Genomic DNA, 24,873 nt, shown 5'->3' on the forward strand with positions numbered 1-24,873 from the left:
CCCCTGGTGATTTCAATGGCGACGGCAAGGCGGACGTCGTTGCCCGCGATGGTAACGGTGGTTTGTGGCTGTATCCCGGTAATGGCTCCGGAGGCTGGCTGACGGCCAAGCAGATCGGTTGGGGATGGGGTGGCATGACCGCCATCGACGGTCCCGGTGACTTTGACGGCGACGGAAAAGCCGACATCCTGGCACGGACCTCCTCCGGAGGGCTGATGCTTTACCCAGGCAACGGTGCTGGAGGTTGGCTGGCAGCGAAGCAGATCGGTTGGGGCTGGGGCGGCATGACCGCCATCGAGGGCCCCGGTGACTTCGACGGAAACGGCCAGATGGATGTCCTGAGCCGGACCAGCGGGGGTGCCTTGATGTTGTACCCGGGTAACGGCTCGGGCGGCTTCCTCGCGGCCCGGCAGGTGGGCTCGGGCTGGAACGCCATGAGCATCATCCTGTAAATCCGCTACCCAACGCAGCCTGTACGTGTGGCTCGGAACTTCAACTTCCGGGCCACACGTTTCTGCATGCGCCAGCAGCAGCGCCACACCATCCGTTCCGCTGCCTCCCAGCTTTCCGTGGGTAGAATCGAGGCCTGAACATCGCCGGATTGCACTGGATACGGAGAACTCATTGTCAGCATGGCTAGAACTTGGTCCGGACCACTACGTCCTTGAAACCGAGGGTTCCTTACTCAACACCGGACTTGTAGTGGGCACTGAGCTCGCCATGGTTATCGACACTGGGTGCGGTCCGCGCCAAGGCCGCGAGATCCTCGCTGCCGTCCGCGAGAAAACCCAGCTTCCGCTGGTGGTGGTCAACACCCACGCGCATTACGACCACTTCTTCGGAAACGCTGTCTTCGCGGACGACGGCGTCACGGAGTTTTGGGCGCACGCCAACTGCGCCGAAACCATCGAGAAGGACGGTGACCTGCAGCGTCGCTTCGTCACCACCAACGAACCGGAGATGACAGCGGGGGAGGGCGACGCCGTCGAAATCGTTGTCCCGAACGCGATCGTGCGGGATCAGCCCGTTCTCGTGGACCTGGGTGGCGTCACCGCTACCTTGTTCTACTTGGGCCGTGCGCACACCGACGGTGACCTCCTGGTGGGTACCAACTCCACGCTGTTCGTTGGTGACTTGGTTGAACAGGGAGCTCACCCTTCCTTCGAGGACTCGTATCCGGAGGAATGGGCAGACGTTCTCCGCCACATCTCGGCACTGCGCCACCGGTACGAGCACCTTGTTCCCGGCCATGGCAAACCTGCCAGTGACGAGTTCGTCAAGACCATGGCGAACACCATGACCACAGCCGTCCGGCAAGCCACGCAGTCCATCCGCGACATGCCAGCGGACGCCACGAAGGCTATCCCTGTGCTGCCTTACGGGCCGGAGCAATCGCGCTGGTTCATTAAGCGACTTCAGGAGACGCAGGCGCAGCAGGGCAAGACTGCGGGCGCGTCCTTGGGTGTGCCGGACCTTGGACCCGAGAAGACCGGCTTCTACCCCTCATAAAACCAAGGGTCCTTATAGAAAGTTCATCTCGACCCCTCCAAACCATGGACTATTGCGTTAGTCCAGTCCTAGGATGAAAGCGACCATCGGTTTGCGACTACCTGGGGGGTGTCGAGATGAAGGCCATACGCGTGTTTCCGCGCGCTACTCGGATTCTCCGCTCCGTCATGATCGCAGGGGCTGGTACCGCAGTTTGGATGGCGCTCTCGGCGGCAGCCGCCACTGCAGATTCCGGCAACCAGGACAACCACTCGTTGCTGGGTGGAATAACAAGTTCTGTTGCTTCCACCGGCGGCTCGCTGACGGCCCAGACCAATTCGACGCTGGGCGCTACCTCCGAGGCAGTTAGGGAAACCCGAGCCACCGTTACGAAAGTGGTGACGCCGAAGGCTCCCGCCGCCACTGTTCGGATTCCGTTACCGGAGGTTCCGCTTCCTGCGCCAGTCAAAGCGATCGTGCCCGCGCCGACCGTCAGGGTGGATGTTCCGGCGGTTACACCGGTTATCCAGCAAGTTGCGGCTTCCACTGACAAGGTAGTTTCCACAGTCCCGGTTGTTGCTGAAGTTGCTCCAACCGGCACACTGGGCGGAGTTGTGGACGCAGTCGCGACGCCGGTCGCTGAAACTGTAGACCACACAGCCGAGACGGTAGTCCCTCCGGTGAACGAGGCTATCAAGCCCGTCGCCTTGGAACCTGTCACAGACATCATTGGGCCGATCGTGCAGCCCATCGTCGATGTCGTCGACCCCATCCTTCCTCCGGTGCTTGGAGTGGTGCCTCCCGTAGCAGACCCCGGCTCGGGAGTGCCCTCACTGCCAGGGGGAGAAGCCCCGGTAGTCCCCGCGGAGCCGGACGCCGGCACCTTGCCGCCGTTCGACGTCGCGAGCTCGCCGGAAGCCGCCACTCCTGTTGCGTCGGTGGAGAAGGCAGAAGAATCATGGATTAATGCGGAGGTTACTTCCGCGTTTCTGCCTTCCGGGCTGTTGCAACTGAACGCGGCTCAACTAAGCCGCACCGTGGGCACCGTTGCGGGTACCACCACCAACACGGATGACGAGACTCCCATCGAACTTCCGGGTGACCCTGAGGGCGCCCCGCTGAATTCGACCGGAAGCGGATCCGGAAGCTCACAGAACGGTCCGCCGAGCCCCTCGGCTGCCTACTTGGGCGGCGAAGTAGTCATTCCATCAGGCTCCATCTCTGGCCTCGCATCAGTCAGCACTGAACAACATCCAAAGCCGGTGTCATTCGATCCCGGCTCATCTCCTGATTAATTTCCCACCTTCGCCGCAACACCATCTGCGGCAGACGGTCATTGGACGCTCCGTACCCCGGACGTCACTGGGAACAAGACCTTCAGGAGAAGATCATCATGAATTCAACAGTACGCAAGTGCCTTCTCGGCACATGCTTTGCCGGTGGGCTGCTTGCCCTCGGCGCGACGGCGGCCAACGCCGCAGGCACCACCAGCGGTAAGGACGGCCTGTTGTCCGGGACGCAAGTGGTTGCTCCAGTTACAGCACCAGTCACCCTAGGCTCCACATCGTTGGGCGTCGTGGGAGACTCTGCCGCAAGTTCAACGGCGCCCGCGGCCACCCCGGTTGCAGCTCGGCCGACTACCTCCGGTACCAGCGGCTCGAACGCCGTCGGGTCCGGAACGCAAGTAGTCGCACCAGTTTCGGCGCCGATAAACCTGGGCTCGTCCTCAGTGGGTCTGCTGGGGGGCTCCACTGCGACGGGCCCAGCCAATTCTGCCGCACCTGCTGCAGCTTCATCGGCAGCTCCTGCGGCAAGTACCAGTGGGTCGGACGGAGTCGCGTCCGGTACCCAAGTGGTTGCACCGGTGACAGTCCCCGTGACTGTTGGTTCCACATCGGCGGGTCTGTTGGGGGACTCATCGGCGTCATCCGCGCCAGCTGCAACTACGACTGCGCCGGCCCAACAGCCCGCGCAGGCAATAACGTCGGGGGGAGAAAGCATCGCATCCGGCGCTCAGGTAGTGGCTCCGATTTCGGTCCCTGTTAACATCGGAGCCACTGCCGCGGGAGTTGGGGGAGATTCGACCTCTGCTTCCGCGGCTCCCGCTGCCACCGGTTCGAGTGCTGGGGCTCCGGCTGCTGGTACTTCGGGCTCGGATGGTGTTGCGTCCGGGACGCAGGTTGTTGCTCCGATTACGGCTCCGGTGAATGTGGGTGCTGTTTCGGGCGGTGTGCTTGGTGATTCGGCGGCGACAACGGGCTCGACGGCGGGCACTGTTCCTGGCGGTTCGGGTGCTGGGGCTCCGGCTGCTGGTACTTCGGGTTCTGATGGTGTGGCTTCCGGGACGCAGGTTGTTGCCCCGATTACGGCTCCGGTGAATGTGGGTGCTGTTTCGGCCGGTGTGCTTGGTGATTCGGCGGCGGCGACCGGTGGCACTTCCGCTGGTGGTCCCGTTGCTGGTTCGCCGGCTGGTGCCAGCACGAGTGGTTCTGATGGTGTCGCGTCGGGAACGCAGGTTGTTGCTCCGATTACGGCTCCGGTGAATGTGGGTGCTGTTTCGGGTGGTGTGCTTGGGGATTCCGTCGCCACGACTCCTGGTACTTCGACGGGCACAGGCACTACAGGCACACCCGCCGGCGGAGCGACTTCCGGTGACGGTGGACTTCTCTCCGGAACTCAATTGATCGTTCCTATTACAGCTCCGGTCACGATCGGTTCGACTTCCGTCGGCATCGGTGAAGGCTCTGTAGGCTCGGTTACCCCTCCGGTTGTGAACCCTCCGGTTGTGAACCCTCCGGTTGTGAACCCGCCTGTCGTCAACCCACCTGTGGTGACTCCTCCGGTTGTGAACCCGCCTGTCGTCACCCCGCCGATGACCGGCGGTCCTAGCACCGGTGAAGTGGAAACAGGCATCACCGCTCCCGGCACTGGAATCGGAAACACCGGTGTCCAGGTCGGTGTGAACGGCGCTCAAATGGGCAACGCCTGGGCAGCCGCTGGCGGCACGCAGGGAGCTGTCGCTGCAGGGTCTACTACCGCAGTTGGAAGCTCGGCTTCCTTGGCCAGCACGGGACTGAACGAGAGCCTTGTTTTCTGGGCAGTCGGCTTGGCTTTGCTGGGTGTGATTCTGGGAGTTGGCAGCCGCCGTCAGCCAGCCGCAACCCGCGGCTGAGGCGGCTACGGAATAGTCATTGCGGTTCCGATCTCCGGAACCGCAATGACTTGGCCAATTCGATGCCGGACTTGATAAGTCTCAGCGAGACTGCTCAATAAGTGCCAAATGCCGGCGCCTCGGGTTGTTAGGGTTCCTTGATTTCGTCCGACCTGTACGACGTGACCAAGGGCTCGCTGGCACCCTCGATCGTTATTTCAACGGTCACTCTGCCCTTGTGATTCTCAACGACTTTTGCGTCGAAGGTGCGCTTTCCGAACGGGACCTTGACTGGGCTGCCAAGGGGGAAGGCCCTATTCGACACGGGCTGCTTATCTGGTTTGTCGGTCTTTGATCGAGGTCGAGTAACTGCCATGATCCTATTCCTCCTCACCACGGCTCCTTGCCGGTCGCGTTCTCTAAGTATGCTCCGGTGACCTGGCGCATGGTTCTGCTCCGCCCGGGCTGGCGACCGGGGAAGGTAAATCCAAGCAATGCGCTGACTAGGAACCGCAAGCCTACTCCGGGGTTCGTGCCCCGGAGTACGCAGGGTTTCACTTGAATGTATCAGCGAGTGGACTTGTCCCGTCGACAGAAATGGGTGTCCCAATCTAAGCCTGGGTCGGTCATAGAACTCATGATTTCTCTTAGTTCCTCTGATGATGGTGCAATATGGCCATCACCCCAGTTGCCCATGATTGTGTCCACGCGGTCCATGGACTCCAACGAATCCAGGAATGGGTCCATGTGCAGTTGGACATGGGGATCAGTCTCGTTTTGGACATACAAGATGTAGTTTGGAGTCTCTCCCCGATAGTGCTGGCGGAGGTCAGTGCAAATCGTGTTCGAGAATACTTCGATATGTGACTCGTCGGATTCTGCCCCGAATGCCGCTTCTGTGTAGCGGCGCTGATGGATCTCATTGAAATTGGAAAGAATCGTCTGCGGATTCACGGGGACGGCCAGTGAACCGGGGAAGTACCTCGAATAGAACAGTGCTGCGAATCCACCCGCCGAAGGTCCCCAAAAGAGCGTTCGATTCCCGCCAGCGTGGTCGATCAATTTACCGAGGACTTTTGGCAGAAGAGACTGAAGGGGAAGTTCCTGGGTACCCGAAAACCAGCCAATCGTAAGCTCGTCACTGGCGAGCAGGCCCGGGTCGGACACGAAGATTTGATTGGGCGAGTGGTCTTGCGTGACCTTGAAACCGGAGAACATCGGCAGTGTGGCGTCGTGGCTGGCAATGGCGGCGTGGAAAGACACCACTGTAGTTTCGCTGCCGGTCGGGAGATAGAAAATATCGAGTGGCTCTGCTCCGTCAATGGTGATGATTTCCGTTGGCAGATGTTCTGCATCAAGGAAGTCCTCAAAGGACGGGAACACGGTCTGCGTCCGAGGATAGCGTGATACGTCGCGGCGCTTCGAGTTGGTCATGCCCCGGACTCTAGTTGAACCATAAGGAAACTGCCTACACGTGACGAAGCCCTCCATGGTGGTCGCAGTTCTAGGATGAAGGGGATGACAAGCACCCAAGCAGACCAAGCCTTCAGCCTCCGCAGCATTGCCTTACCCGCCTTTGGACCGGCATTGCTGTTTTGTGTCGGTGAAGGAGCGGTCCTGCCGGTCATTGCCCTCTCGGCCCGCGACCTCGGTGCATCGGTGGCCGTCTCGGCGTTGATCGTCACGCTGATTGGGGTGGGCTCGTGGCTTTTCAACATACCGGCATCGATCATCACCATCAGATTTGGTGAGCGGTGGGCAATCGTGGGTGCGGGAGCGGCGGGTGCCATGGCGCTGGGCGCAGCTGCGTTTGCGCCCAGCCTGGAACACGGCATTTGGCTGTTGGCTGCTGCCATGACGATCGTGGGCATGAGCTCGAGCGTCTTCAACCTGGCAAGGCAGAAGTACCTGACGGAAGCGGTGCCGGTCATGTTTCGTGCGCGGGCACTGTCGACACTCGGCGGTGTGACCAGGATCGGCATTTTCATCGGTCCTTTTATCGGTGCTGCCGCAATGCAGTTTGCCGGGATCAGTGGCGCTTACTGGGTGGGGTTCGTGGGAATGATGGGCGCAGCCGCGTTGTCGCTCACTATTCCGGATTTAGTTGCGCCGGACACCTCCGACGGCGGCGTGGCACCTGCTGCTTCCACGCTGCGACAGGTAGCGGCCTCCCATGCGGGTGTGTTCCTTTCCGTGGGATTCGGCATCCTCCTGCTGAGCGCGTTACGGGCATCCCGCCAGGTGGTTATCCCCCTGTGGGCGGACAATCTGGGCATGGACGCTACCCACGCCTCGCTGATCTATGGCTTATCTGGAGCGATAGACATGCTGGTGTTCTACCCAGCGGGCAAGCTGATGGATCGGAAAGGCCGGCAATGGGTGGCGGTTCCCTCCACGCTGACCATGGGTGTGGCCCTGGCATTGATTCCGCTCACTGGTGGCTTCACGACGTTGCTGCTCGCCGCGTTGTTAATCGGTTTTGGCAATGGCATCAGCTCCGGCCTGATCATGACGTTGGGTGCGGATTTCTCCCCTGACAACGGAAGGAGCCACTTCCTGGGAATTTGGCGGTTCATTGCTGATTCCGGTGCCACCGGGGGACCGGTGCTGCTCTCAGGGCTAACCGCCGCCATCTCCCTTGCGGCAGGTGTTTGGGCTACAGCTGTTTTAGGGTTCGCCGCTGCCGTTGTGTTTGCGATTGCCATTCCTCGGCTGAAGCATCGGCGGAACTACTAAAAATGCCAGGCGATGCCTGACTGGGCGGCCGCAGGTTCATTATGACCTGAGGTGCGGGCTAGCATGGGATCGGTTGGGATCTATGTGGGGATGGGGGCGCAATGGTAAGGGCACAGCGGGCTCGTCATGGGACGTTGGTTTTTGCGTTGCTCGTGGCCTGTGCGTGCCTGTTTATGACAAGTTGCCAGCCCGCGCGCACCCCGGCCAGCGAAGACCCGAAGCGTGAAGCATCCGTTCCATCTAATCTGGATCACAAACCTATAGTCCCAAGTACGGCCAAAGGTGACGGTGTAACAGACGACACAGCGGCAATTCAATCATGGTTGAACGCTGGCGGAGATCGTCTTTCGAGTGGAACATTCCGGGTCACCAAAGGTCTTGTTCTCAGTGGTGACAACAGAACCTTAGTGACCGATAACGCCGTCATCGTGGCCGGTTCGAATGACATCACCGTGCTCACCGTCACCGGCAAGAATGCCAAGGTTGGCGTGCATATCGATGGTCGTAACCGCGCTGCCTACGGCCTGAAGGTTACCGGGGCCAGCGCCACTGTCGAGGATGGTATTTATGAGAATTTCTGGTCGAAGACGCAATCCGCTCGCGGGATAGACGCAACCACGAGTGACGGCGTTGTCATTAGAAACAACATCATTCGCAATGTCGTCAGCGTCGGAGACGGCATCGGAGGAAACAACTCAGGTGCTTCTCGCGGCATCGCACTCAACTCGACAGCTGATGCACGGGCAAGCTCATTCATTACGAACAACCGCTTGGAAAATATCACCGGTGAAGAAGGCGACGCCATCCACGTTCTCTTCAACGACGGGAACTCAAGTCCATTCAATGCGGGAAACGTACGGATAAGCGACAACGAGGTCCGTAACGTTTCGCGACGTTTCATCAAGGTGCAGGCGTCGTCAGTCGTTGTCGAAGGCAACAGGCTCCATACAGATGCTGACACCGAGCCGACGAACCCTAGCGCTGCGATCGACGTCATTCGCTCTGAGAACGTCAAAGTCTTGGATAACCAGTTGGACCCTGACCTCACCGGCGGCGGCATTGCCGTCAATGGGATTTCCAGCGCACCGCTCCGCGGCATAGAAGTACGTGGCAATGTCTTGCGGGAATCCGATGAAAAGTCCGCGGTAGGTATCTACTTGAACTGGACGGTCTCCCCAGTCGTGCGCGATAACACAGTCATTGGTGTAAGCGCAGGCATCGAGGTTCGAGCCTCGACCAATGCCGATGTTGAGGGAAACGCCCACGAGCAAAGCGCCGCAGGTGCTCCAGGATCCGGATAGCTTGCCCTAGTCACTTCCCACCCCCTGGCACTCATCGCACTGCGAGGGGGGAACGCCATGGTGCGTGGGCGGCTGCTGGCCCCAGCTAGAATACCGGGGTGTCGGAAAGCAAAGCATCCAATATCCCAGTGTCGTCCAAGTACACGAATCTGGACGAATTTCTTTCAACCGAAGAGGTTCCAGCTGGGCTGATTGAGGTCGAGTACCAAGGGCTGCCCCTGGAGATTTTGAACCTTCCCGGGGAGTCAACTACGACCATCGTTTGCCTTCACGGTGCTGCTGAGAAGGATGTGCGGTTGCCATGGTTTGTGGGGAAGGGTGTTACGTCGGATCTCCCTGTCAACCGAATCTTCCTCTCCGATCCAAGCTTGCGGAGATCGCAGGATCTCAATCTCGCATGGTACGCGGGATCAAGGAATCAGCCTGATTTACAGGAGGCCCTGGCAGACATTATTCGACGAATCGTCAGGGCAACCGGAGGATACAACGTGGTGTTCTTTGGGAGTTCCGGTGGCGGTTATGCCAGCCTTGCGCTTTCCAGGTTCTTCCCCACATCGCTTGCGCTCGCCGTCAACCCACAAACATCTATTTCGCGCTTCTATCCGGGCGCCGTCGAACGGTACATGATGCACGGATGGGACATGCCTGGCTGTGACATGGGGGAACTTCCTGGGACAGTTGCCCATGATTTGGTGCCAGTCTACGCGGCGGGCTTCAGCCATACGGTTGCCCTTATCCAGAATGCCAAAGACTGGTTCCACATCCAGAACCATCAACTGCCTTTCCTGGACGCGGTGGGCGACGCGGAAAACCTCTTCATGTTGATGGATAGGTGGGGACCCGACACGGGGGACGGGCACACCCCTCCGCCCAAGGAGCTTCTGCGGGAATGCTTCGAAGCGCTGGCCCAATGCCGAGGCGATTGGCCCTCAGGGTTGGCCGCGGCCGGATTCCAAACTGAAACCACTCGGCCTGACGTTAAGCGTCGTGTCATGGAGACGGCTCCAGCAACGGCCGGGTAGCGCCAAGACCCTTCTGGCCTAAGTATGGGTAGCCTGCGGAATCAAACTTGTCCGAACTTTCTGTAGGCGACTTCTCCCGCCAGGCGAAAGGCCTCGCGGTACGCCGCCTCAGCAGTGGGCAGCCGGGCCGCTTCGACTGCGATGTCCCAGGCGTCGTCTACGTTGGCTCCGACGGCGAGTGCGACGGCGGCCAAGGCTGCCGTTGGCTGCCCGTTTTCTTCATGTTCATTGGAGACCATTCGGTCAAAATACCTGTAGCTACAACGTTTCGTGTAATTTGACTTGACACATAACAACTCTGTTGATAGAAAGGGCCCTTTCTGTCGAGGGTTTCTCTCAAATATCCGAGCGTCCGTGGCCAATAGTCAACACTTCTTTGTCCGTTGTGGGGGCGTTCACGAACCTCGGCAATTCGCCTTCATATTCGACGGATGACGGGGCTCCTCGGTCTCCATGAGTCCTGTTTTCCTGCGGTGAGGAGCTTTCACCACGGTATGTTCGGTGGCAACTACCCCGCCCTGCGCTCCAGCACCACCGGCGACTTCCATTTGCGGTCACCGGTACGCCCCGTAACCAGCGCCACGGCGAGTGTCAACAACACCAACCCCCACGACGCATTCCAAACATCCAGCGCGCCCCGCATTACTACGAACGGCGGAATGATCGCCAGTACCGTGGCGAGGCCAATGCGCCACAGGGCCGGACGGGAAGCCCCCGGTGCCAGTGCCGTGCCCGCGAGTTCAAAGCGGACGAGGGGTGCGGATACCAAAAGCACCAGGGCCCAAGCTGCCACATAGAAGGCCGGCCGGCTCAGCCACCATTCTGTGCTCGCAGGTTCGGGGAATGGAAGCCGCAGCACAAGGGCCAGCCCGAACATCGCGATGATCAACGGCAAGTGCCACAAGTAGATGGTCATGGCCCGGCTCCCCACAACAAACATGACCTTCTGGACCCACCCCTGCTGAACCGTACGCTGCAGCCAAGGGTACGCAGCCTTCACCAACAGAACGTGCGCCAAGCCCACCAGCACCAGCGGGAACATCGGAGGGTTCTGGTTCGTCAGCATGTCTACCGGGTACAGTCCGTCGTGCGTGAGCGCCATCAAGGCGAGGTAGCACGCAGCCGCCGCCGCAATCAGCTTCCACCGCGCAAACCGATCAAAGACGCCGTCCGCATAGAAGAACCCCACCTGTTGCAGCAAGCCCCACACGAACACCATGTTCAGCAGCCCGATCGGGTTCGAGTCGAAGCCCCACGGGTTGCGTTCCAGCCCGAGTCGCAGGACATCGACGACGACGGCGCCCGTCGCCAATGCGGCGACGGTTCGATACGGCGCAACCTTGTGGAATCGCGCCATCGTCGGGACCATGGCCTGGCAGATCAGGTACGCGGCAAGGAACCAGAGCTGCACCCCAGCCCCGGCGGCGATAACTTTCAGCAAGTCGCCTGGGACGCCCACCGCCGTCGCAATCCATAGCGCCAAGGTGAGGAAGGCGTACAGGGCGACCGTTGGCCGGACCAAACGAAGCACGCGGGTGCGGAGATAGTCGCCAGCATCTCCTCCCTTGCGCTGCAGGCTGCGCCACGACGTGAGGGATGCGAAGCCGCCAACAACGAAGAACAGGGGCATGACCTGCCCGAACCAGGTTCCCTGGGCAAACCAACTCAGCGACGTCAGGGGGTTCTCCACACCAATGCCGGCAGGGCCTACGCTGATGCCCATCATGAGCAGGTGGACTGCGACCACGGCAAACATGCAGGCGACGCGGATGAAGTCCACCACGAGGTCACGTGAGGCGGGAACCGCTGCCAAGCTGGTTGTGCCGCGGCCGGTCTGGGCTGAAGGCATGGGTCTCTCCTGACGATTAATCCAGCGAATGGATTAATCGTAATCGAAGAGGAGACCGCCCGCCATGGGCAGTTGTAACGATTGATTTGGGTGCGGGCGCCTGTCAGGCCGTGGCTGCGGCCAGGACTTCGTCGCTTTCCTGCGTCGGGGCGGCTTTGAGGATGGGCGCGTTGATGAGCGAGCGGTCATAGGCCACCAAGGCGTTGTTCTCGATGATCTGTTCCTTGGAGGTCACGAGTCCCGTCCGCTTGTCGCGGGTCAGGCGAACCACTTTGTTGTGGCGGTAGACGTTCCCGTTCGCTTCGTGGAAGTACGCGTCTTCTTCGCGGATGTGGAACTTTTTGTCGGGGGCACGTTCTGCGCGGAGTTCACCACGCAGGTGTTCGTCGGTGGTGCTGACCAGGAATTGGTAGGCCTGGTCGGTGTCATTGCGGACCCTGTAGTCCAGGTAGTTGTAGATGATCGAGGTACCTGAACCGAAGGGGATCTGGCGGTTGAAGTCCGGAAAGAGGTCCAGGTCGCCATGATGATGGTGTTCCACCACGGTCAGTTCACTGTGCAGAACCATCCAATGAAGAAGGTTGGTGAACTGGCACAGGCCGCCACCGATGCCCGAGTCGGGCCTTCCGTGGTTAATGACCAGGCCTTCGCGGTAGCCCTTGGCTTCCGTGCAACTGCCAACCAGCTTCCAGAAAGAGAACGTCTCGCCGGGCCGGATGACCACAGAGTTGACCAGCGGTGCCGCGATTCCCAGGCTGACGGCCTTGTTCTCCTGAAGGTGCAGGTCGACGTTTCCGAGCTTGCGCCTGATCAGCGAATTGTGTCGGTAGACCAGTTCGGGAAGGACCTCATGAGGTTCGCATGCCCAGCCGCGCCAACCGCGCAAGGCGGCCACCCGGCGTCGTGCGTTAACGCTTCCTGGCCGCCAGCCCGAAGAGCCACATCCCGCCCAATGCGGAGAGGTAGCCGGCGATCACTATGAAAGCGGTCCCGGCCCAGAAGTAGTCTGTTGTGCTGTCCGCGCTAAGGCCCGGCATCACCTGGAGCAGGGAGTAGGCAGCCACGGCGCCGGCCGCCAGTAAGGCAGCGAGTGTAAGGAAGGCCCACAGCCTGGACGAGGCCCAGTGCTCGCCGTAGCCGCGCCACACGTTCCAACTGTTGCCGGAGCGCAGAATCAGCCATCCGGCAGGGAGCATCACGATGCCGACGACGAGGAAGGCGGCAACCACGTCGGCAGGGCGGTGCCACTGGTTGATAAGCGTGGACACGCCTGTGGCGACGGCGAAGGTACTGCCTAGGAAGCCCGCGAGGGGCCGCCAACGCGGCGAAACCATCAGGAACACTGCGGCCGCCGCGGAGGCTGCCAGGGTGGTGTGGCCGGACGGGAGTGAGTTCATCTCCAGGGTCTGGACGCCGCGGTCCGGACGGTCCGGGATGAGGAGTTTGAGGACTTGCGTGGCGATGTTGGCGGCGACGCAAGCGACGACGGCGATGCCCGCGGCTGTCCAGCGTCGGCGCGCAATGGTCACGAACAGCACCACGAGCGTGGCGATGATCAAGGAGGTGACTGGCAGGACGTCCAGGAATCCCGTGGAGGCTTTGCCTGCCGTGCCGCTGAGTTCGGTGGCTTCAACAAGGGCGGACTCGTCAATGAACTGGCCGGCGGTGGTGCGGACGAAGAAGTAGTACGTCGCTGCCAAGCCAACCATGCAGGCGAGGGTGATGAGGCAAAACAAGAAGCCCGTACCGGCGCCTGCTGGGCGCTCCTGACGTGGCCGTTTGCTCGACCTCCCGCTGACGCGGAATTGCTGGGAACTCATTCTCTCTACCCTGCCACAATTCGCTGGATGCCTCATGTGAGTCCGCTGTGCCCGCGAGTCCCGAAAGTGAGATCCACGCAACATTCCTGTGACGCTTGACACGTGTTAGGTGACAGGTCTAGTGTTCCTAACACGTGTTAGGGAAGGAAATCTACAATGCCGGGAACCAACGGGGCTTTGCGTCAATTCACACGCAGAACCGCCCTCACAGCCCTCGGTGCTGGGATCGTCGGAGTAACGGCGGCGTCGTGGCCGCGACTGACCGGAACAGACATTCCAGGCCGGGGAGACAACAGCCTCAGCATCGCCATCATGGGCACCGCCGCAGACGCCGCAGCCCGCCAAAAGGTAGTGGACGCCTTCGCCAAGGTCCACCCCGAAATCAAAGTGAAGGTCCAGGCCATCCAGGCCGTGGACTGGAAGGACTTCTTCACCAAGATCCTCACCATGGTGGCAGCAGGCACGCCGCCGGACGTGGTCTACGTGGCTACCGAGGGCGCGCAGCTCTTCGCCGAGAAGCTCGCCCACCCGCTGGACGAGTACCTCCGCCGGGACGCCGAGGACATGAAGGAGTACTTCCAGGACGTCCACCCGAGCCTGGTGGAAGCGTTCATGTACAAAGGCAGCCTGTTCCAGCTCCCCATCGACTGGAACGCCGCCAACATGTACTACAACGCCACGTCACTGCGGCAGGCAGGCCTGGAGCGGCCGGCCGACAACTGGACGCACACCGACTTCCGCGCCACGCTCTCGGCGATGAAGAAGGCCAACCCCAAGGACTTCACGCCCTATTACTGGACCAACCGCCTCTTCGGTGGAGTTGTGCCGTGGCTCTACGCGAATGACACCAGCTTCCTCAAGGAAACCAAGTCCGGCGGTGGCGAATGGCTGTGGGACGGCTTCTACGCAAACGACCCCTCCCGTGGCCTTCGCTCCGGCGGGTACCAGTGGCTGGAACCCAACGCCGACGACCCGCGGGTCTTCGAATCCTTCGACTACCTCCGCGGACTGGTCAAGGACGGGCTGGGCGTACGCCCCGAGGAAGGCGGCGGCAGCTCGCTGATCGGCCTCTTCGCCTCCAACCGGATAGGTACGACGCCGGCCGGCGGCTATTGGGTACAAGGCCTCCACGAGGCGGGGATGACTGAAGACGGGTTCGACGTGCAGTTCTTCCCCAAGTGGCGGACCCAGCGCCACCAGTTCGGCACCGCCGGGTACGCGATCATGAAGACTGCCAAGGACAAGGACGCTGCCTGGGAATGGGTGAAGTTCAGCTCAAGCCTCGAAGCCATGCAGATCGTGTTCCCCACGCCGAACACCACACCCGCGCGACGTTCCATGGTGAACGAACAGCTCTACTCGGGTACCGGCCCACGTCACTGGAAGGTCTTCTACGACACCCTGGACAGGTTCCCCACCACAGGGCCCATCCCGGCGCCTCCCCAGCAGGCCGCCGTCGAAACCGCGCTCATGAAGAACGTGTCCCTTGCCGTCAGTGGCGACGAACGCCAACTCAAAGATGCGCTCAACTCCATGCAGCGTGACCTCGAACTGGCCCTGAGGAGGCAGCCATGAGTACCGTCACCCGTACCCCAGCGGGCACCGGCCGTGCTCCGTCCCACAAGGGTGGTCCGGCGTCCACGCGCGGCCGCGTTCAACAGCGTTGGCTCCCGTGGGCTTTCCTGGCCCCCACCATCGTGGGCATGGGCATCTTCACCCTGTTGCCAATCGTTGCGTCCGTGGCCCTCGCGTTCTTCCGCTGGGACATCATCTCGGCGCCGACGTTCGTGGGGTTCGACAACTTTGCCGAAGTGGTCCAGGATCCCACGGTCAGGGTGTCGTTCCTGAACACCATCGTCTTCGTCATTGTGGCTGTGGCACTCCAGCTGGGTCTCGCCCTTGGACTGGCCATCATGGTCCAGGAGAAGCTCCCTTCCTGGCTCAGGGTGTTCTTCCGATCCGCGTTCTTCTTCCCGCTGATCCTGTCCGCGGCCTCGGTATCCATCTTCATGCGCTACCTCTTCAACGAGCAGTTCGGCGTGGTGAACTGGCTGCTGTCCCTCGTAGGCATCCCAGCGGTACCGTGGCTGACCACGCCAACCGGGTCCGCCGCCGTCGTGATTCTTGTGTATGTGTGGCAGAACTTCGGGTTCTCGTTCCTGCTGTTCATTGGTGGCCTCGCCTCCATTCCAGTGGAAACTTACGAGGCCGCGTCGATCGACGGTGCCACCGGATGGCGCAAGCACTGGTACGTCACCCTGCCGCTCCTGAGCCCCACCACGCTGGTGGCCTCGGTCATGGCAATCATCAACGCACTCCAGGTGTTCGACCAGCCCTACGTGCTCACTCGTGGCGGCCCGGGCGACTCCACCAGAACCGCCGTCATGGTGATCTTCGAGTCAGCCTTCCAGCGCCTCGAGTTCGGGCAGGCCTCCGCGATCGGCGTGATCCTGACGCTCATCATCATGGCCATCACGGCCCTGCAGTTCCGGCTCAGCAAACGATTCGTCTTCTACCAGTAAGGCCCGCCATGACCACCATTTCTGACCGTGTGAAAACCACGGCACCCGTAGTAACGCGGAAGAAGCGCGACTGGTCAGTGGCCGCCCGGATCGTGGCCCTGCTGATCGCCGCCGTCTTTGTCCTGGGGCCCGTTCTCTGGACGCTGTCCACCTCGCTGCGGCCGCCGTCGGAATCCTTCAAACTGCCGCCGTCGTTCCTACCGCTGAACCCGGACTTCACCTCCTACGGCCAAGTGTTCAAACAGCTCAACATCATTGGACTGGTGGTGAACAGTGCCCTGGTGACCGGCCTGATCGCCGTGGGCCAGATGATCACCGCAGCGTTGGCAGGCTACGCCTTTGCGCACCTGAAGTTCCGGGGCCGCGGAGCGCTTTTCTCCATCGTGCTGGCCACCATGATGGTGCCGGCCCAGGTGACGATCGTTCCCGTGTTCATGCTCATCCGCGGCGTTGGACTCTCCGACACGCTGCTGGCGTTGATCCTCCCGGCCATCCCGACGGCGTTCGGCACCTTCCTGATGCGGCAATACTTCATGGGGCTCCCGGGTGAGCTCGCTGAAGCGGCCGCGATCGACGGCGCCTCGCCCTGGCGGACCTTCCGCTCTGTGTATGCGCCGCTGGCCATGCCCGGCCTGGCAATCGTGGGCATCCTGGCGTTCAACTTCCACTGGAACGAGTTCTTCAGGCCACTCATCATGACCATCTCGGAGCAGAACTTCACACTGCCCCTGGGCCTGGTCTCCCTCCAAGGCAACCTCGGCACCGGAAGCATCTCCGTGGTCCTGGCCGGCGTTGTCCTCTCCATGATTCCCGCGCTGGTGGTGTTCATGTTCGGGCAGCGTGCCCTGCAGGACGGGCTCACCGCCGGTACGGGCAAGTAGTTTCCCTTCCCACTTCGAAAGGCATTTCCAATGACGGACCTTGCAGTTGTTTCATCCCTGGCCCAGGCCGCTACGCACCCGGATCCCGCGTTCCCGCGCTTCCACCCGCGGCCTGCCCAAGGCTGGATCAACGATCCCAACGGCATCAGCTACATCAATGGCCGGTACCACGTGTTCTTCCAGTACAACCCGTCCTCTGCGCGGCACACCCAGATCCACTGGGGCCACGTGAGCACTGCTGACCTGGTGAACTGGGAAGAGCATCCCGCTGCCCTCGCACCGCAGGCGGGCGGGCCCGACTCCGCCGGGTGCTGGACGGGGGTTGTCACCCTTGATGGTGACGTTCCGACTGCGGCCTACTCCGGTGTTCAGGACCACGGCGGGCATTCGCAGGTTGTTATTGCCCGGGGCTCCTCGGACCTGGTGACCTGGACGCAGGATGGGCACGTTGCCGCGTCGATGCCCGCTGATTCGTCCGTGACCGCCGTGCGCGATCCTTTCATCTTTACGTTCAATGGATCCCGCTACGCCATCCAGGGCGCCGGACTCGCAGATGGACGGGCAGCGCTGCTGCTGTACACCGTGGACTCGCTGGATGACTGGAAGTACCAGGGCATTTGGCTGACGTCGGCCGACCCCGTCGCCGCTGTTCACACGCCCGCCGAGATCTGGGAGTGCCCGCAGCTGGTGGAAGTGCCTTCATCGTCGGGTTCGTCCTGGGTAATGATGTTCTCGCTCTGGCTCTCCGGCGATGACCACGAACACGCCAACGGCGTAGGCCACCTGATCGGTTCGCTCACCGCGGATCCCGAAACCGGGCTGCCTGTCTTTACCGCCGTTTCCGGTGGGAAATCGGATCTGGGCCGCGACTTTTACGCACCGCAGATCGTGCAGCTTTCGTCAGGCTCTGCGCCTGCGGCTCTGCTCTGGGGCTGGGCCAACGAAGGTCCCGGCCGTGACGGTCGGCGGGGCCGCACCCAGGATGAAATCGACGACGCCGGGTGGTCGGGTGTGCTGACGCATCCTCGCCTTTTGTCCGTGGTTGACGGGGCTTTGGTTGTTTCACCTGCCCCGGAGGTATCCGCATACCGAGGGTCCTTGGTGGCATCCGAGGCCTCGGGCTCGGTTGCCGTTCCTGCATTTGCCGAGGTACTGGTGGCCGGCGCTGCCGGGACAGTTGAGCTTGTCCTTGGCTCCGGTTCTGCGGAGCAGGTGGTTTATCGGGGAGAGCTCGCCGCGGGGGAGGAGTTCCGGATCTTCGTGGATGCCTCGCTCGTGGAGGTCTACTCGTCCAAGTCCGTGGCCACCACGCTGCGGGCCTACCCGGCGCCCGGTGAATCCTGGAGCCTGGTACTTCCCGCCGGCGTAACGGCCGACGTCTGGGAGTTGGCCCTTCCGCGCTAATTCCCTCCCGTTGTGGGGCCTGCTCTGCGCGCTATTCCTTGGTAGGGGCCACGCCGCCCGGGTTCCCTGGCCGAGCTTGCGAGGCTAGGGTGGCGGTGGGGATGCAGAGCGGGCCGCGCAACGTGGGGTTAGCGGGGTGCTGGGCCTGTCGACTCGCGCAACACCAAGCGGCAGGGGACCATCGTCTCCAAGGTGGGCGCCGCCGTCGTACTTTCGCTTCCCTCGATGGCACCCAACAGGGCCGACATGGCCGCCCGGCCAATTTCGCGCAAGGGGAGTGCCATGGTGGTGAGGGCGGGGACCATGGTGCTGGCGATGCGGTGTTCGTCGTCGTAGCCCATGACTGAGAGGTCACGTGGAATGCTCAAACCCAGGCGGGCGGCGGCCAGGGCTACGCCGACGGCCAAGCGGTCGTTGGCGCACATGATGGCCGTGGGGCGCTCATCGGGTTTCTTGCCATCGAGGAGGCGCATGGCCCAGTTGAAGCCGTCGTTGATGTCCCAGCCGGCATGGGTGATGAGGTCCTCCCTGACGCCGAGGCTGGCTCCGACGAAGGCGTCCCGGTAGCCCTGGACACGCAGGGGAGCCGCCGGATCCACTTCCGCGCCAGCCAGCAAGGCAATGTCCCGGTGGCCGAGTTCCAGCAAGTGTTCTGTGGCTTCGCGTCCGCCGGTGACCTCATCCGGGATGACGTGGTGGATCTGCGGCTCGGTCCGGCTGTCGTAGCAATTGGCCAGCACAGAAGGAACACGCTGCATGCCCGGAGGGACATCGAGAGGCTTGAGGCCCACCGTGACGTACATGAGTCCGTCCACTTGGCGGTCCAGCAGCGTCTCAATGGCGCTCGCATCCCGGGCGGCATCGCGTTCGGTATCCATGACCACCGTGACGAAGCCGTGGCTGCGGGCAACATCGTCCGCGCCGCCGATGATGTTGCCGTCGAAGGGGCTGACCACCACTTCGTCGGACACGATCCCAATGACGCGGGAGCGCTGGTTCCGGAGGCTGAGTGCGATGGCGTTGGGGGAGTAGTTCAGCTCCTGCGCTGCCAGCCGGATGCGGTCCTGGCTCTCCTTGGCCACATTGCCGTCACCGCGCCCGTTGAGGACCAGCGAAACGGCGCTACGGGAAACCCCTGCCCGTTTTGCGACATCGAGTGCGGTGGCCTTGCGGTTCATGGTGGTCCTTTCCTGCGGCTAGGCAGCAGTCTACCTAACGCGTGTGAGGACTGGGTGCGGCACGTGGCGCCTAGGAACCGTAGCCAATACCGGACACGATGCTTTGCATCCACAGGATGCCTTTGACGTAACCGCCCACGATGTACAGGAGCCATCCCGCGGCGAGCACACCCAGCGGCCACCAGCCACGGCCCCTGGCCACCTTGTTGACGATGATCGCGCGGCCGATCACGTACACCACGCCTCCCATGTATATGAACGCCCATGCCCAGTGGAAGGGCCGGACGACTCCTGCGCGCAGCAAGCGCCGGTGGTCGAAGAAGGCCAGGACAACCGAGACGACGTAGACCAACACCAAGGAGCCCGCGGCGAGGAAGTAGCCCACTGTGAAAATGGAAGCCGGATCCGGAGCGAGGCCACCACGGCTGGTGGTGTAGAAACGCAGGTCCGGATTCCACGTCAATAAGGCGATTGCAGGAAGCAACGGCAACACTGCCATGAGCCAGATGAAGACGTTGTACACCGGGGCGTCCGGACCGATGAGCGGGCGCTGGGCCAGCAATTGTGAGGCTGGCGGGCCCACGTGCGCTGTCCACGCGGAACCGTCCCACCACCTGTTGTACCGCGGATCCGCAGGGTCGGCATACCAGCCGGGAGCCGCCGTCGTGCTTGGCTGCGGCAGGTGATCCGGCGCCGGAGTGTTGGTCATCGGTGGCCGCCGCTAGGCGTTGATCGAGTAGCCGATTTGGGAGTAGATCTGGTTGAAGAAGTTCGCCATCCAGATGCCAAACACGATGAACGACACCACGATGGTCCCGATCATGACCCAGATGGGTGCCAGGCCGCGGTCCGGCGCCACTTTCCGGACGATCACGGTCCGGCCAATCACGTAGACCAAGGGGCTCAGGAAGCACCAGGCCCAGTGGAAGGGACGGATCACCCCTGATTTGGTGAGCCGCTGATAGTCGAGGAAGGCGCACAGGATGGTCACGGCCCAGATGACGAAACTTGAGATCTGGAGGAGGAAGTAGCCGGGGGAGTAGATGGACGAGGGGTCGAGCGTCGTTGCGCCCGAGCGGGTGGTGATGAGGCGGAACTCCGGCTGCCACGTCAGGAGGAGAAGGACGGACACCAAGGGAATGAGCACGATTGCCCAGATGAACGGGTTGTAGACCGGCGTCTGGTTGCTGATTAGTACGCGTTGCAGCGGCATGAACTGAGGGTGCGCGGGGGCCAGGTGCGGCGTCCATTGCACGCCGTCCCACCAACGCATCTGCTGCGGATTGGAAGGGTCCGGATACCAGCCCGGAGGCGTCGTTGAACCGCTGTAGCCCTGAGTCATGAGTCCCCCTGAATGAGTGTCGAATCAGAGGATATCGCGGTTGTGGCCTCTCTCTTAGCAAGCAGTCCTCCCCATCGGGGTGAAGTCGGTGTATGCATGGAACATGACCTTCTTCGAGGACCTTCCTGTACCGCCAGAACGTCCACGACATACGCAGCCCATACCGCCTGCCTGGGTGGGGCCGCCAACGGATGAATTGCCCGGAGTGGTGCCGGTCAGTGGGTTCGTGCACAGCAGCAACCGCATGGCGCTGGCACTGAAATCCGTTGACGTCTACTCCACCGGTTGTGTTTTGGACCTGGTCTGGACAGTCCGGCGCGGAGACCAAACTGCAGGTGAATGGCGCGAAGCAATGGACAAAGCACTCACACCCCGCGGTCCTTTCCAACAAGGGCTGGACGGATTGTTGGTGGGGGTGGGATATCCGAACGGCCGGAAGGTTTTCGCTGGACTGGTGGAGCCCAGTCTGGGAGACGGAATGGACGGCGATGTGACAGGGCCGGTCCTCACGCCGCTGGGTGGCGGCGGGTCCGGCGGGAACGACGAATTCCTGCAGGGCACGTCACGGTACTGGTTATGGCCGCTGCCGCTGGACGGAGAAACCGTCCTGGTGGCCAGATGGGATGGCCTGGGGATGCCCGAGAGTTCCGTCCCGCTGCCCGTCGAGTTGTTCGCCGACGCAGCCCGGGCAGCCAGGAAGTTCTGGGTGGAATAGATTTCCACATAGCGAGGTTGGCCCCATCCGCGCCTGAAATGCCGCCGGTACAGTGGCACTATGCTCCCTTCCCTTGAAGAACTACAGGACTCTGCTTACGTCGTTTCCCTGCCCATGCGGGTCAAATTCCGCGGCATCATGCAGCGCGAAACGCTGCTTCTGAAGGGCCCACTTGGTTGGGGCGAGTTCTGTCCGTTTCCGGAGTACGACGACGACGAATCGTCCCGTTGGTTGGCCGCCACGTTGGAAGCGGGCTGGCAAGGCTTCCCGGTTCCGCTCAGGGACAGCATTCCCGTGAACGCCACCGTCCCAGCCGTCGCCGCGGATCGGGTGCCCGATGTGCTCGAGCGGTTTGGACGCGTTGATGCGGTCAAGATCAAGGTCGCTGAGCGGGGCCAGGAATTGATCGACGACGTAGCTCGTGTGGTTGCCGTTCGGGAAGCCTTGCCGGACGCCGCCATCCGGGTGGACGCCAACGGAGGATGGGACGTGGAGCAGGCCGTCCAGGCACTGGGCAAGCTCTCCGCGGTGGGACTTGAGTACGCCGAGCAACCCGTGCCCACCATTGAGGGACTGGCAGAAGTGCGGCGGCGGCTCTCGGCTGCTGGCACACCCGTGCTGATCGCGGCGGACGAGAGCGTTCGTAAAGAAGATGATCCCCTTCGCGTGGCCCGTGCTGGCGCAGCCGACCTCCTGGTGGTGAAAGTCGCGCCGCTTGGGGGAGTGGCGCGCGCCCTGGACATCGTGGCCCAAGCCGGCCTTCCCGCCATCGTCAGTTCAGCCTTGGACACGTCCGTGGGAATCCGCGCCGGATTGGCGCTCGCTGCCGCATTGCCCACGCTGCCTTACGCCTGCGGCCTCGGAACCGTCTCGCTTTTTGCCGCAGACATCACGCGGGACCCGTTGGTCGCGGACGACGGCGCCATCCCGCTTCGTGAGGCAGCGGCCGATCCGGAACTTCTTGAGCGGTATGCGGCACCCGCCGACCGGCGCGACTGGTGGTTGGAGCGGCTGGCCCGGGTTCACGCCGTCTTGGCCTCTGCGTGACGCGGTTTGTTCACCCTTCCGTAACCAGAGCGTCCTCTCGGCTTCGAATTACGCTGACAGGCTCGGCGGGAACCTCGTAACCCTTCTGGAAGGTCCCCCCATGTCTGAAACCACCGGACGCACGTTCCCGCTGCTCCCCATGCTTGGCCACACCAAGGGCAAGCGCAGTGCGGTGACCTGTGCACTCAAGTGCGACAATGCCTGCTCAGGCGATGTCTGCAACACCAGTGCCAACGGCTACTTCCGCGATATCGCCTCCACGGCCATGTCCCGCCGCGCCGCCCTGGGCCTGGGCGCCGCAGGTGCGCTCGCCGTCGTTCTCGGTGGTGCTGTCACCGGCACTGATTCTGCTGTTGCCGACTCCGGCAATGGCCTCTCCGATGCCGCCAAGAAGGGCTTCGACAAGTCCAAGCTGAAGTTCACCGCCATCAAGCCCGTTGACTCCGCGGTTGACGCGTTCACGGTTCCCGAAGGCTTCGACTGGAACCCGATCATCCGCTGGGGTGACCCGCTGTTCAAGGACTCGCCGGCGTTCGACCTGAACAACCAGACCGCCGCAGCCCAGGCCCGCCAGTTCGGTTACAACAACGACTACACGGACATCCTGCCGATCCCGAACTCCAAGGATCGCCGCGCGCTGCTCTTCACCAACCACGAGTACACCAACGAGAACATCATGCTGCCGGTGGGCTTCGATGCCGCCGAGGCCCGCGCCATCGGCCGTGCCGCCCACGGTCTGGCTGTGGTGGAACTTGAGCGCAAGAACAAGAACAAGCCGTGGAGCTACGTCCAGGGCGCATCCCTCAACCGCCGCTTCCTGACGGACACCGTCTACGAGCTGACCGGTCCCGCCGCCGGTACCAACCTGGTGAAGACCATCGACGATCCCGCCGGCCGTTGGATCAAGGGCACCCTGGGCAACTGCTCCGGCGGTACCACCCCGTGGGGCACTATCCTCTCCGGCGAAGAGAACTTCAACGGCTACTTTGCCGCGCCGGGCACCAGCGACGGCGACAAGCGCTACGGCCTGTCCGCCAAGGCAACCACGCGCCAGTGGGAACTCGACGAGCCCCGCTTCGACACCCGCAACTCCGGCTATGCCAACGAGTCCAACCGTTTCGGCTGGATTGTGGAGGTAGACCCGTTCGATCCCACGTCCACCCCGAAGAAGCACTCCGCCATGGGTCGCTTCAAGCACGAGGGCGCCAACGTTATCGTCGCTCCCAACGGCCGCGTTGTGGCCTACATGGGCGACGACGAGCGCTTCGACTACCTCTACAAGTTCGTCTCCAAGGGCAAGTACCAGGCCGGCGACTCCGCCGCTGCCCGCAGGAACAACATGAACCTTCTCTCGGAAGGCGACCTGTACGTTGCCCGCTTCACCGGCGATTCCCCGGCCGCCGAGATCGATGGCACCGGCAAGCTCCCGGCTGACGGCGCGTTCGACGGCTCAGGCGAATGGCTGCCCTTGGTGGTAAATGGCAAGTCCGCGGTCCCTGGCATGTCCGTAGCCGACGTCCTGGTCTACACCCGCCTGGCAGCCGACAAAGTTGGCCCCACCAAGATGGACCGCTGTGAAGACGTCGAGCCGAACCTGCGCACCGGCAAGGTCTACGTGGCCTGCACCAACAACTCCGATCGTGGCAAGGCCGGCAAGGAAGGCGCCACGGAGGTCAACCCCCGTACCCTGAACCGTGACGGCCACATTGTGGAGATCACCGAGGCTCCGGGCCAGACCGGTACCAAGTTCAACTGGACCCTCCTGCTGGTGGCCGGCGACCCCGCCAAGAACACCTCCACCTACTTCTCCGGCTTCCCGGCGGACAAGGTCTCCCCGATCTCCTGCCCGGACAACGTGGCCTTCGACTCCGTGGGCAACCTCTGGATCTCCACCGACGGTGCCCCGTCCACCATCGGCTACAACGACGGTCTCTTCAAGGTCACCCTGGAAGGTCCGGAGCGTGGCAAGGTGGAGCAGTTCCTTGCCGTTCCGCGTGACGCCGAGACCTGTGGCCCGATCATCCACGACGAGGAGCGCACGGTCTTCGTCGCCGTCCAGCACCCGGGTGAAGAAGGCACGTTCGAGGCTCCGCACTCGTACTTCCCGGACTACGTCGGCGCCGGATCCCGCCCGGCTGCCGGCTCCGTGCGAGCACCGCGTCCGGCGATCGTCCAGGTGTTCCGCAAGTAGGCCTGTTCCGCGTTGGCGCTCCTCCACCCCCCCGGGGTGGAGGAGCGTTTCCGTTTAAGGGGTGTTTGGTGAGAGAGCGTCGGTGGGATGGGGGTGTTTGGTGAGAGAGCGTCGGTGGGATGGGGGTGTTTGGTGAGAGTGTCCCTATGTTTTTCGTCAAGCGGTTTTGGGTGTTTGGGCTTGGTAGAGGGTGCCGTCGCGGAGCATGGCGTAGAGGGTGTCGCAG

22 protein-coding genes are annotated in these 24,873 nt (G+C 62.3%); 14 read left to right on the forward strand and 8 right to left on the reverse strand.

What is annotated here, in order from left to right:
* From ACH488_RS16010 to ACH488_RS16025, 4 genes are all read left to right on the forward strand, one after another.
* Positions 1 to 452, forward strand: a 452-nt coding sequence (locus ACH488_RS16010) for an FG-GAP repeat domain-containing protein (protein ID WP_397325551.1), incomplete at its 5' end; no start/stop codon positions are given.
* Between the two features lie 172 nt (positions 453 to 624).
* Positions 625 to 1,509, forward strand: a complete 885-nt coding sequence (locus ACH488_RS16015) for an MBL fold metallo-hydrolase (protein WP_397325552.1) — start codon at positions 625 to 627, stop codon at positions 1,507 to 1,509.
* A gap of 167 nt (positions 1,510 to 1,676) precedes the next feature.
* Positions 1,677 to 2,783, forward strand: a complete 1,107-nt coding sequence (locus tag ACH488_RS16020; protein ID WP_397325553.1) for a hypothetical protein — start codon at positions 1,677 to 1,679, stop codon at positions 2,781 to 2,783.
* 1,577 nt (positions 2,784 to 4,360) lie between these two features.
* Positions 4,361 to 4,660 (forward strand): hypothetical protein, encoded by a 300-nt coding sequence (locus ACH488_RS16025; protein ID WP_397325554.1) that lies wholly within the window; start codon positions 4,361 to 4,363, stop codon positions 4,658 to 4,660.
* 546 nt (positions 4,661 to 5,206) lie between these two features.
* On the opposite strand, the gene ACH488_RS16030 is transcribed toward ACH488_RS16025, so the two are convergent.
* Complete coding sequence (locus ACH488_RS16030; protein ID WP_397325555.1) at positions 5,207 to 6,073, reverse strand: hypothetical protein; 867 nt, start codon at positions 6,071 to 6,073, stop codon at positions 5,207 to 5,209.
* A gap of 84 nt (positions 6,074 to 6,157) precedes the next feature.
* Between ACH488_RS16030 and ACH488_RS16035 the strand changes: the two genes are divergently transcribed.
* From ACH488_RS16035 to ACH488_RS16045, 3 genes are all read left to right on the forward strand, one after another.
* Entirely contained in the window at positions 6,158 to 7,375 is a 1,218-nt protein-coding gene (locus ACH488_RS16035) for an MFS transporter (RefSeq protein WP_397325556.1), read from the forward strand.
* A gap of 407 nt (positions 7,376 to 7,782) precedes the next feature.
* A complete protein-coding gene (locus ACH488_RS16040) occupies positions 7,783 to 8,676 on the forward strand; it encodes a NosD domain-containing protein (protein ID WP_397325557.1) in 894 nt (297 codons plus the stop codon).
* 98 nt (positions 8,677 to 8,774) lie between these two features.
* Positions 8,775 to 9,698 carry a hypothetical protein gene (locus tag ACH488_RS16045; RefSeq protein WP_397325558.1) on the forward strand — a complete coding sequence of 308 codons (924 nt, stop codon included), beginning with the start codon at positions 8,775 to 8,777 and terminating at the stop codon, positions 9,696 to 9,698.
* Between the two features lie 41 nt (positions 9,699 to 9,739).
* On the opposite strand, the gene ACH488_RS16050 is transcribed toward ACH488_RS16045, so the two are convergent.
* From ACH488_RS16050 to ACH488_RS16065, 4 genes are all read right to left on the reverse strand, one after another.
* On the reverse strand, positions 9,740 to 9,937 hold the full coding sequence (locus ACH488_RS16050) for a hypothetical protein (protein ID WP_397325559.1): 198 nt from the start codon (positions 9,935 to 9,937) through the stop codon (positions 9,740 to 9,742).
* Between the two features lie 269 nt (positions 9,938 to 10,206).
* Positions 10,207 to 11,547 carry an acyltransferase gene (locus ACH488_RS16055; protein ID WP_397325560.1) on the reverse strand — a complete coding sequence of 447 codons (1,341 nt, stop codon included), beginning with the start codon at positions 11,545 to 11,547 and terminating at the stop codon, positions 10,207 to 10,209.
* A 103-nt stretch (positions 11,548 to 11,650) separates the two neighbouring features.
* Positions 11,651 to 12,433 (reverse strand): VanW family protein, encoded by a 783-nt coding sequence (locus ACH488_RS16060; protein ID WP_397325561.1) that lies wholly within the window; start codon positions 12,431 to 12,433, stop codon positions 11,651 to 11,653.
* Between the two features lie 22 nt (positions 12,434 to 12,455).
* On the reverse strand, positions 12,456 to 13,367 hold the full coding sequence (locus ACH488_RS16065; RefSeq protein ID WP_397325562.1) for a phosphatase PAP2 family protein: 912 nt from the start codon (positions 13,365 to 13,367) through the stop codon (positions 12,456 to 12,458).
* Between the two features lie 156 nt (positions 13,368 to 13,523).
* Here ACH488_RS16065 and ACH488_RS16070 point away from each other — a divergent pair, with 156 nt between their 5' ends.
* Genes ACH488_RS16070 through ACH488_RS16085 form a run of 4 tightly spaced genes read left to right on the forward strand, consistent with a single transcriptional unit; the run spans position 13,524 to position 18,174 of the window.
* On the forward strand, positions 13,524 to 14,942 hold the full coding sequence (locus ACH488_RS16070) for an extracellular solute-binding protein (RefSeq protein ID WP_397325563.1): 1,419 nt from the start codon (positions 13,524 to 13,526) through the stop codon (positions 14,940 to 14,942).
* Positions 14,939 to 15,889, forward strand: coding sequence for a carbohydrate ABC transporter permease (locus ACH488_RS16075; RefSeq protein WP_397325564.1), 951 nt, complete (start codon positions 14,939 to 14,941; stop codon positions 15,887 to 15,889). The genes ACH488_RS16070 and ACH488_RS16075 overlap by 4 nt, the downstream gene beginning before the upstream one ends.
* An 8-nt stretch (positions 15,890 to 15,897) precedes the next feature.
* Entirely contained in the window at positions 15,898 to 16,770 is an 873-nt protein-coding gene (locus ACH488_RS16080; RefSeq protein WP_397325565.1) for a carbohydrate ABC transporter permease, read from the forward strand.
* Between the two features lie 30 nt (positions 16,771 to 16,800).
* Entirely contained in the window at positions 16,801 to 18,174 is a 1,374-nt protein-coding gene (locus ACH488_RS16085) for a glycoside hydrolase family 32 protein (RefSeq protein WP_397325566.1), read from the forward strand.
* A gap of 128 nt (positions 18,175 to 18,302) precedes the next feature.
* Here ACH488_RS16085 and ACH488_RS16090 read toward each other — a convergent pair whose 3' ends face one another.
* The 3 genes from ACH488_RS16090 to ACH488_RS16100 all read right to left on the reverse strand — a co-directional run bounded on the left by ACH488_RS16090 (position 18,303) and on the right by ACH488_RS16100 (position 20,694).
* Positions 18,303 to 19,352: a LacI family DNA-binding transcriptional regulator gene (locus ACH488_RS16090; RefSeq protein ID WP_397325567.1), complete on the reverse strand. Its 1,050-nt coding sequence runs from the start codon at positions 19,350 to 19,352 to the stop codon at positions 18,303 to 18,305.
* A 70-nt stretch (positions 19,353 to 19,422) separates the two neighbouring features.
* Positions 19,423 to 20,061: a DUF2510 domain-containing protein gene (locus ACH488_RS16095; protein WP_397325568.1), complete on the reverse strand. Its 639-nt coding sequence runs from the start codon at positions 20,059 to 20,061 to the stop codon at positions 19,423 to 19,425.
* A 12-nt stretch (positions 20,062 to 20,073) separates the two neighbouring features.
* The gene (locus ACH488_RS16100; protein WP_397325569.1) at positions 20,074 to 20,694 is read right to left on the reverse strand and encodes a DUF2510 domain-containing protein; all 621 of its coding nucleotides are present in this window, start codon (positions 20,692 to 20,694) and stop codon (positions 20,074 to 20,076) included.
* Positions 20,695 to 20,920: 226 nt separating this feature from the next.
* Between ACH488_RS16100 and ACH488_RS16105 the strand changes: the two genes are divergently transcribed.
* The 3 genes from ACH488_RS16105 (at position 20,921) to ACH488_RS16115 (ending at position 24,647) form a co-directional block, all read left to right on the forward strand.
* A complete protein-coding gene (locus ACH488_RS16105) occupies positions 20,921 to 21,409 on the forward strand; it encodes a hypothetical protein (protein WP_397325570.1) in 489 nt (162 codons plus the stop codon).
* Between the two features lie 60 nt (positions 21,410 to 21,469).
* Positions 21,470 to 22,456 carry an o-succinylbenzoate synthase gene (locus ACH488_RS16110; RefSeq protein ID WP_397325571.1) on the forward strand — a complete coding sequence of 329 codons (987 nt, stop codon included), beginning with the start codon at positions 21,470 to 21,472 and terminating at the stop codon, positions 22,454 to 22,456.
* A 100-nt stretch (positions 22,457 to 22,556) separates the two neighbouring features.
* Positions 22,557 to 24,647: a PhoX family protein gene (locus tag ACH488_RS16115; RefSeq protein ID WP_397325572.1), complete on the forward strand. Its 2,091-nt coding sequence runs from the start codon at positions 22,557 to 22,559 to the stop codon at positions 24,645 to 24,647.
* The last annotated feature ends 226 nt before the right edge of the window (positions 24,648 to 24,873 follow it).

The sequence above is a fragment of the Paenarthrobacter sp. NPDC018779 genome (assembly GCF_044391085.1).
In the GTDB taxonomy this organism is placed as follows: Bacteria; Actinomycetota; Actinomycetes; order Actinomycetales; family Micrococcaceae; genus Arthrobacter.

Bases quoted from the DNA above. Each gene is read 5' to 3' on its own strand.
- ACH488_RS16115 (WP_397325572.1), top strand. From the start codon at position 22,557: ATGTCTGAAACCACCGGACGCACGTTCCCGCTGCTCCCCATGCTTGGC.
- ACH488_RS16065 (WP_397325562.1), bottom strand. From the start codon at position 13,367: ATGAGTTCCCAGCAATTCCGCGTCAGCGGGAGGTCGAGCAAACGGCCA.
- ACH488_RS16025 (WP_397325554.1), top strand. From the start codon at position 4,361: ATGACCGGCGGTCCTAGCACCGGTGAAGTGGAAACAGGCATCACCGCT.
- ACH488_RS16055 (WP_397325560.1), bottom strand. From the start codon at position 11,547: ATGCCTTCAGCCCAGACCGGCCGCGGCACAACCAGCTTGGCAGCGGTT.
- ACH488_RS16090 (WP_397325567.1), bottom strand. From the start codon at position 19,352: ATGAACCGCAAGGCCACCGCACTCGATGTCGCAAAACGGGCAGGGGTT.
- ACH488_RS16035 (WP_397325556.1), top strand. From the start codon at position 6,158: ATGACAAGCACCCAAGCAGACCAAGCCTTCAGCCTCCGCAGCATTGCC.
- ACH488_RS16085 (WP_397325566.1), top strand. From the start codon at position 16,801: ATGACGGACCTTGCAGTTGTTTCATCCCTGGCCCAGGCCGCTACGCAC.
- ACH488_RS16030 (WP_397325555.1), bottom strand. From the start codon at position 6,073: ATGACCAACTCGAAGCGCCGCGACGTATCACGCTATCCTCGGACGCAG.
- ACH488_RS16020 (WP_397325553.1), top strand. From the start codon at position 1,677: ATGATCGCAGGGGCTGGTACCGCAGTTTGGATGGCGCTCTCGGCGGCA.
- ACH488_RS16100 (WP_397325569.1), bottom strand. From the start codon at position 20,694: ATGACTCAGGGCTACAGCGGTTCAACGACGCCTCCGGGCTGGTATCCG.
- ACH488_RS16050 (WP_397325559.1), bottom strand. From the start codon at position 9,937: ATGGTCTCCAATGAACATGAAGAAAACGGGCAGCCAACGGCAGCCTTG.
- ACH488_RS16070 (WP_397325563.1), top strand. From the start codon at position 13,524: ATGCCGGGAACCAACGGGGCTTTGCGTCAATTCACACGCAGAACCGCC.
- ACH488_RS16080 (WP_397325565.1), top strand. From the start codon at position 15,898: ATGACCACCATTTCTGACCGTGTGAAAACCACGGCACCCGTAGTAACG.
- ACH488_RS16075 (WP_397325564.1), top strand. From the start codon at position 14,939: ATGAGTACCGTCACCCGTACCCCAGCGGGCACCGGCCGTGCTCCGTCC.
- ACH488_RS16095 (WP_397325568.1), bottom strand. From the start codon at position 20,061: ATGACCAACACTCCGGCGCCGGATCACCTGCCGCAGCCAAGCACGACG.
- ACH488_RS16110 (WP_397325571.1), top strand. From the start codon at position 21,470: ATGCTCCCTTCCCTTGAAGAACTACAGGACTCTGCTTACGTCGTTTCC.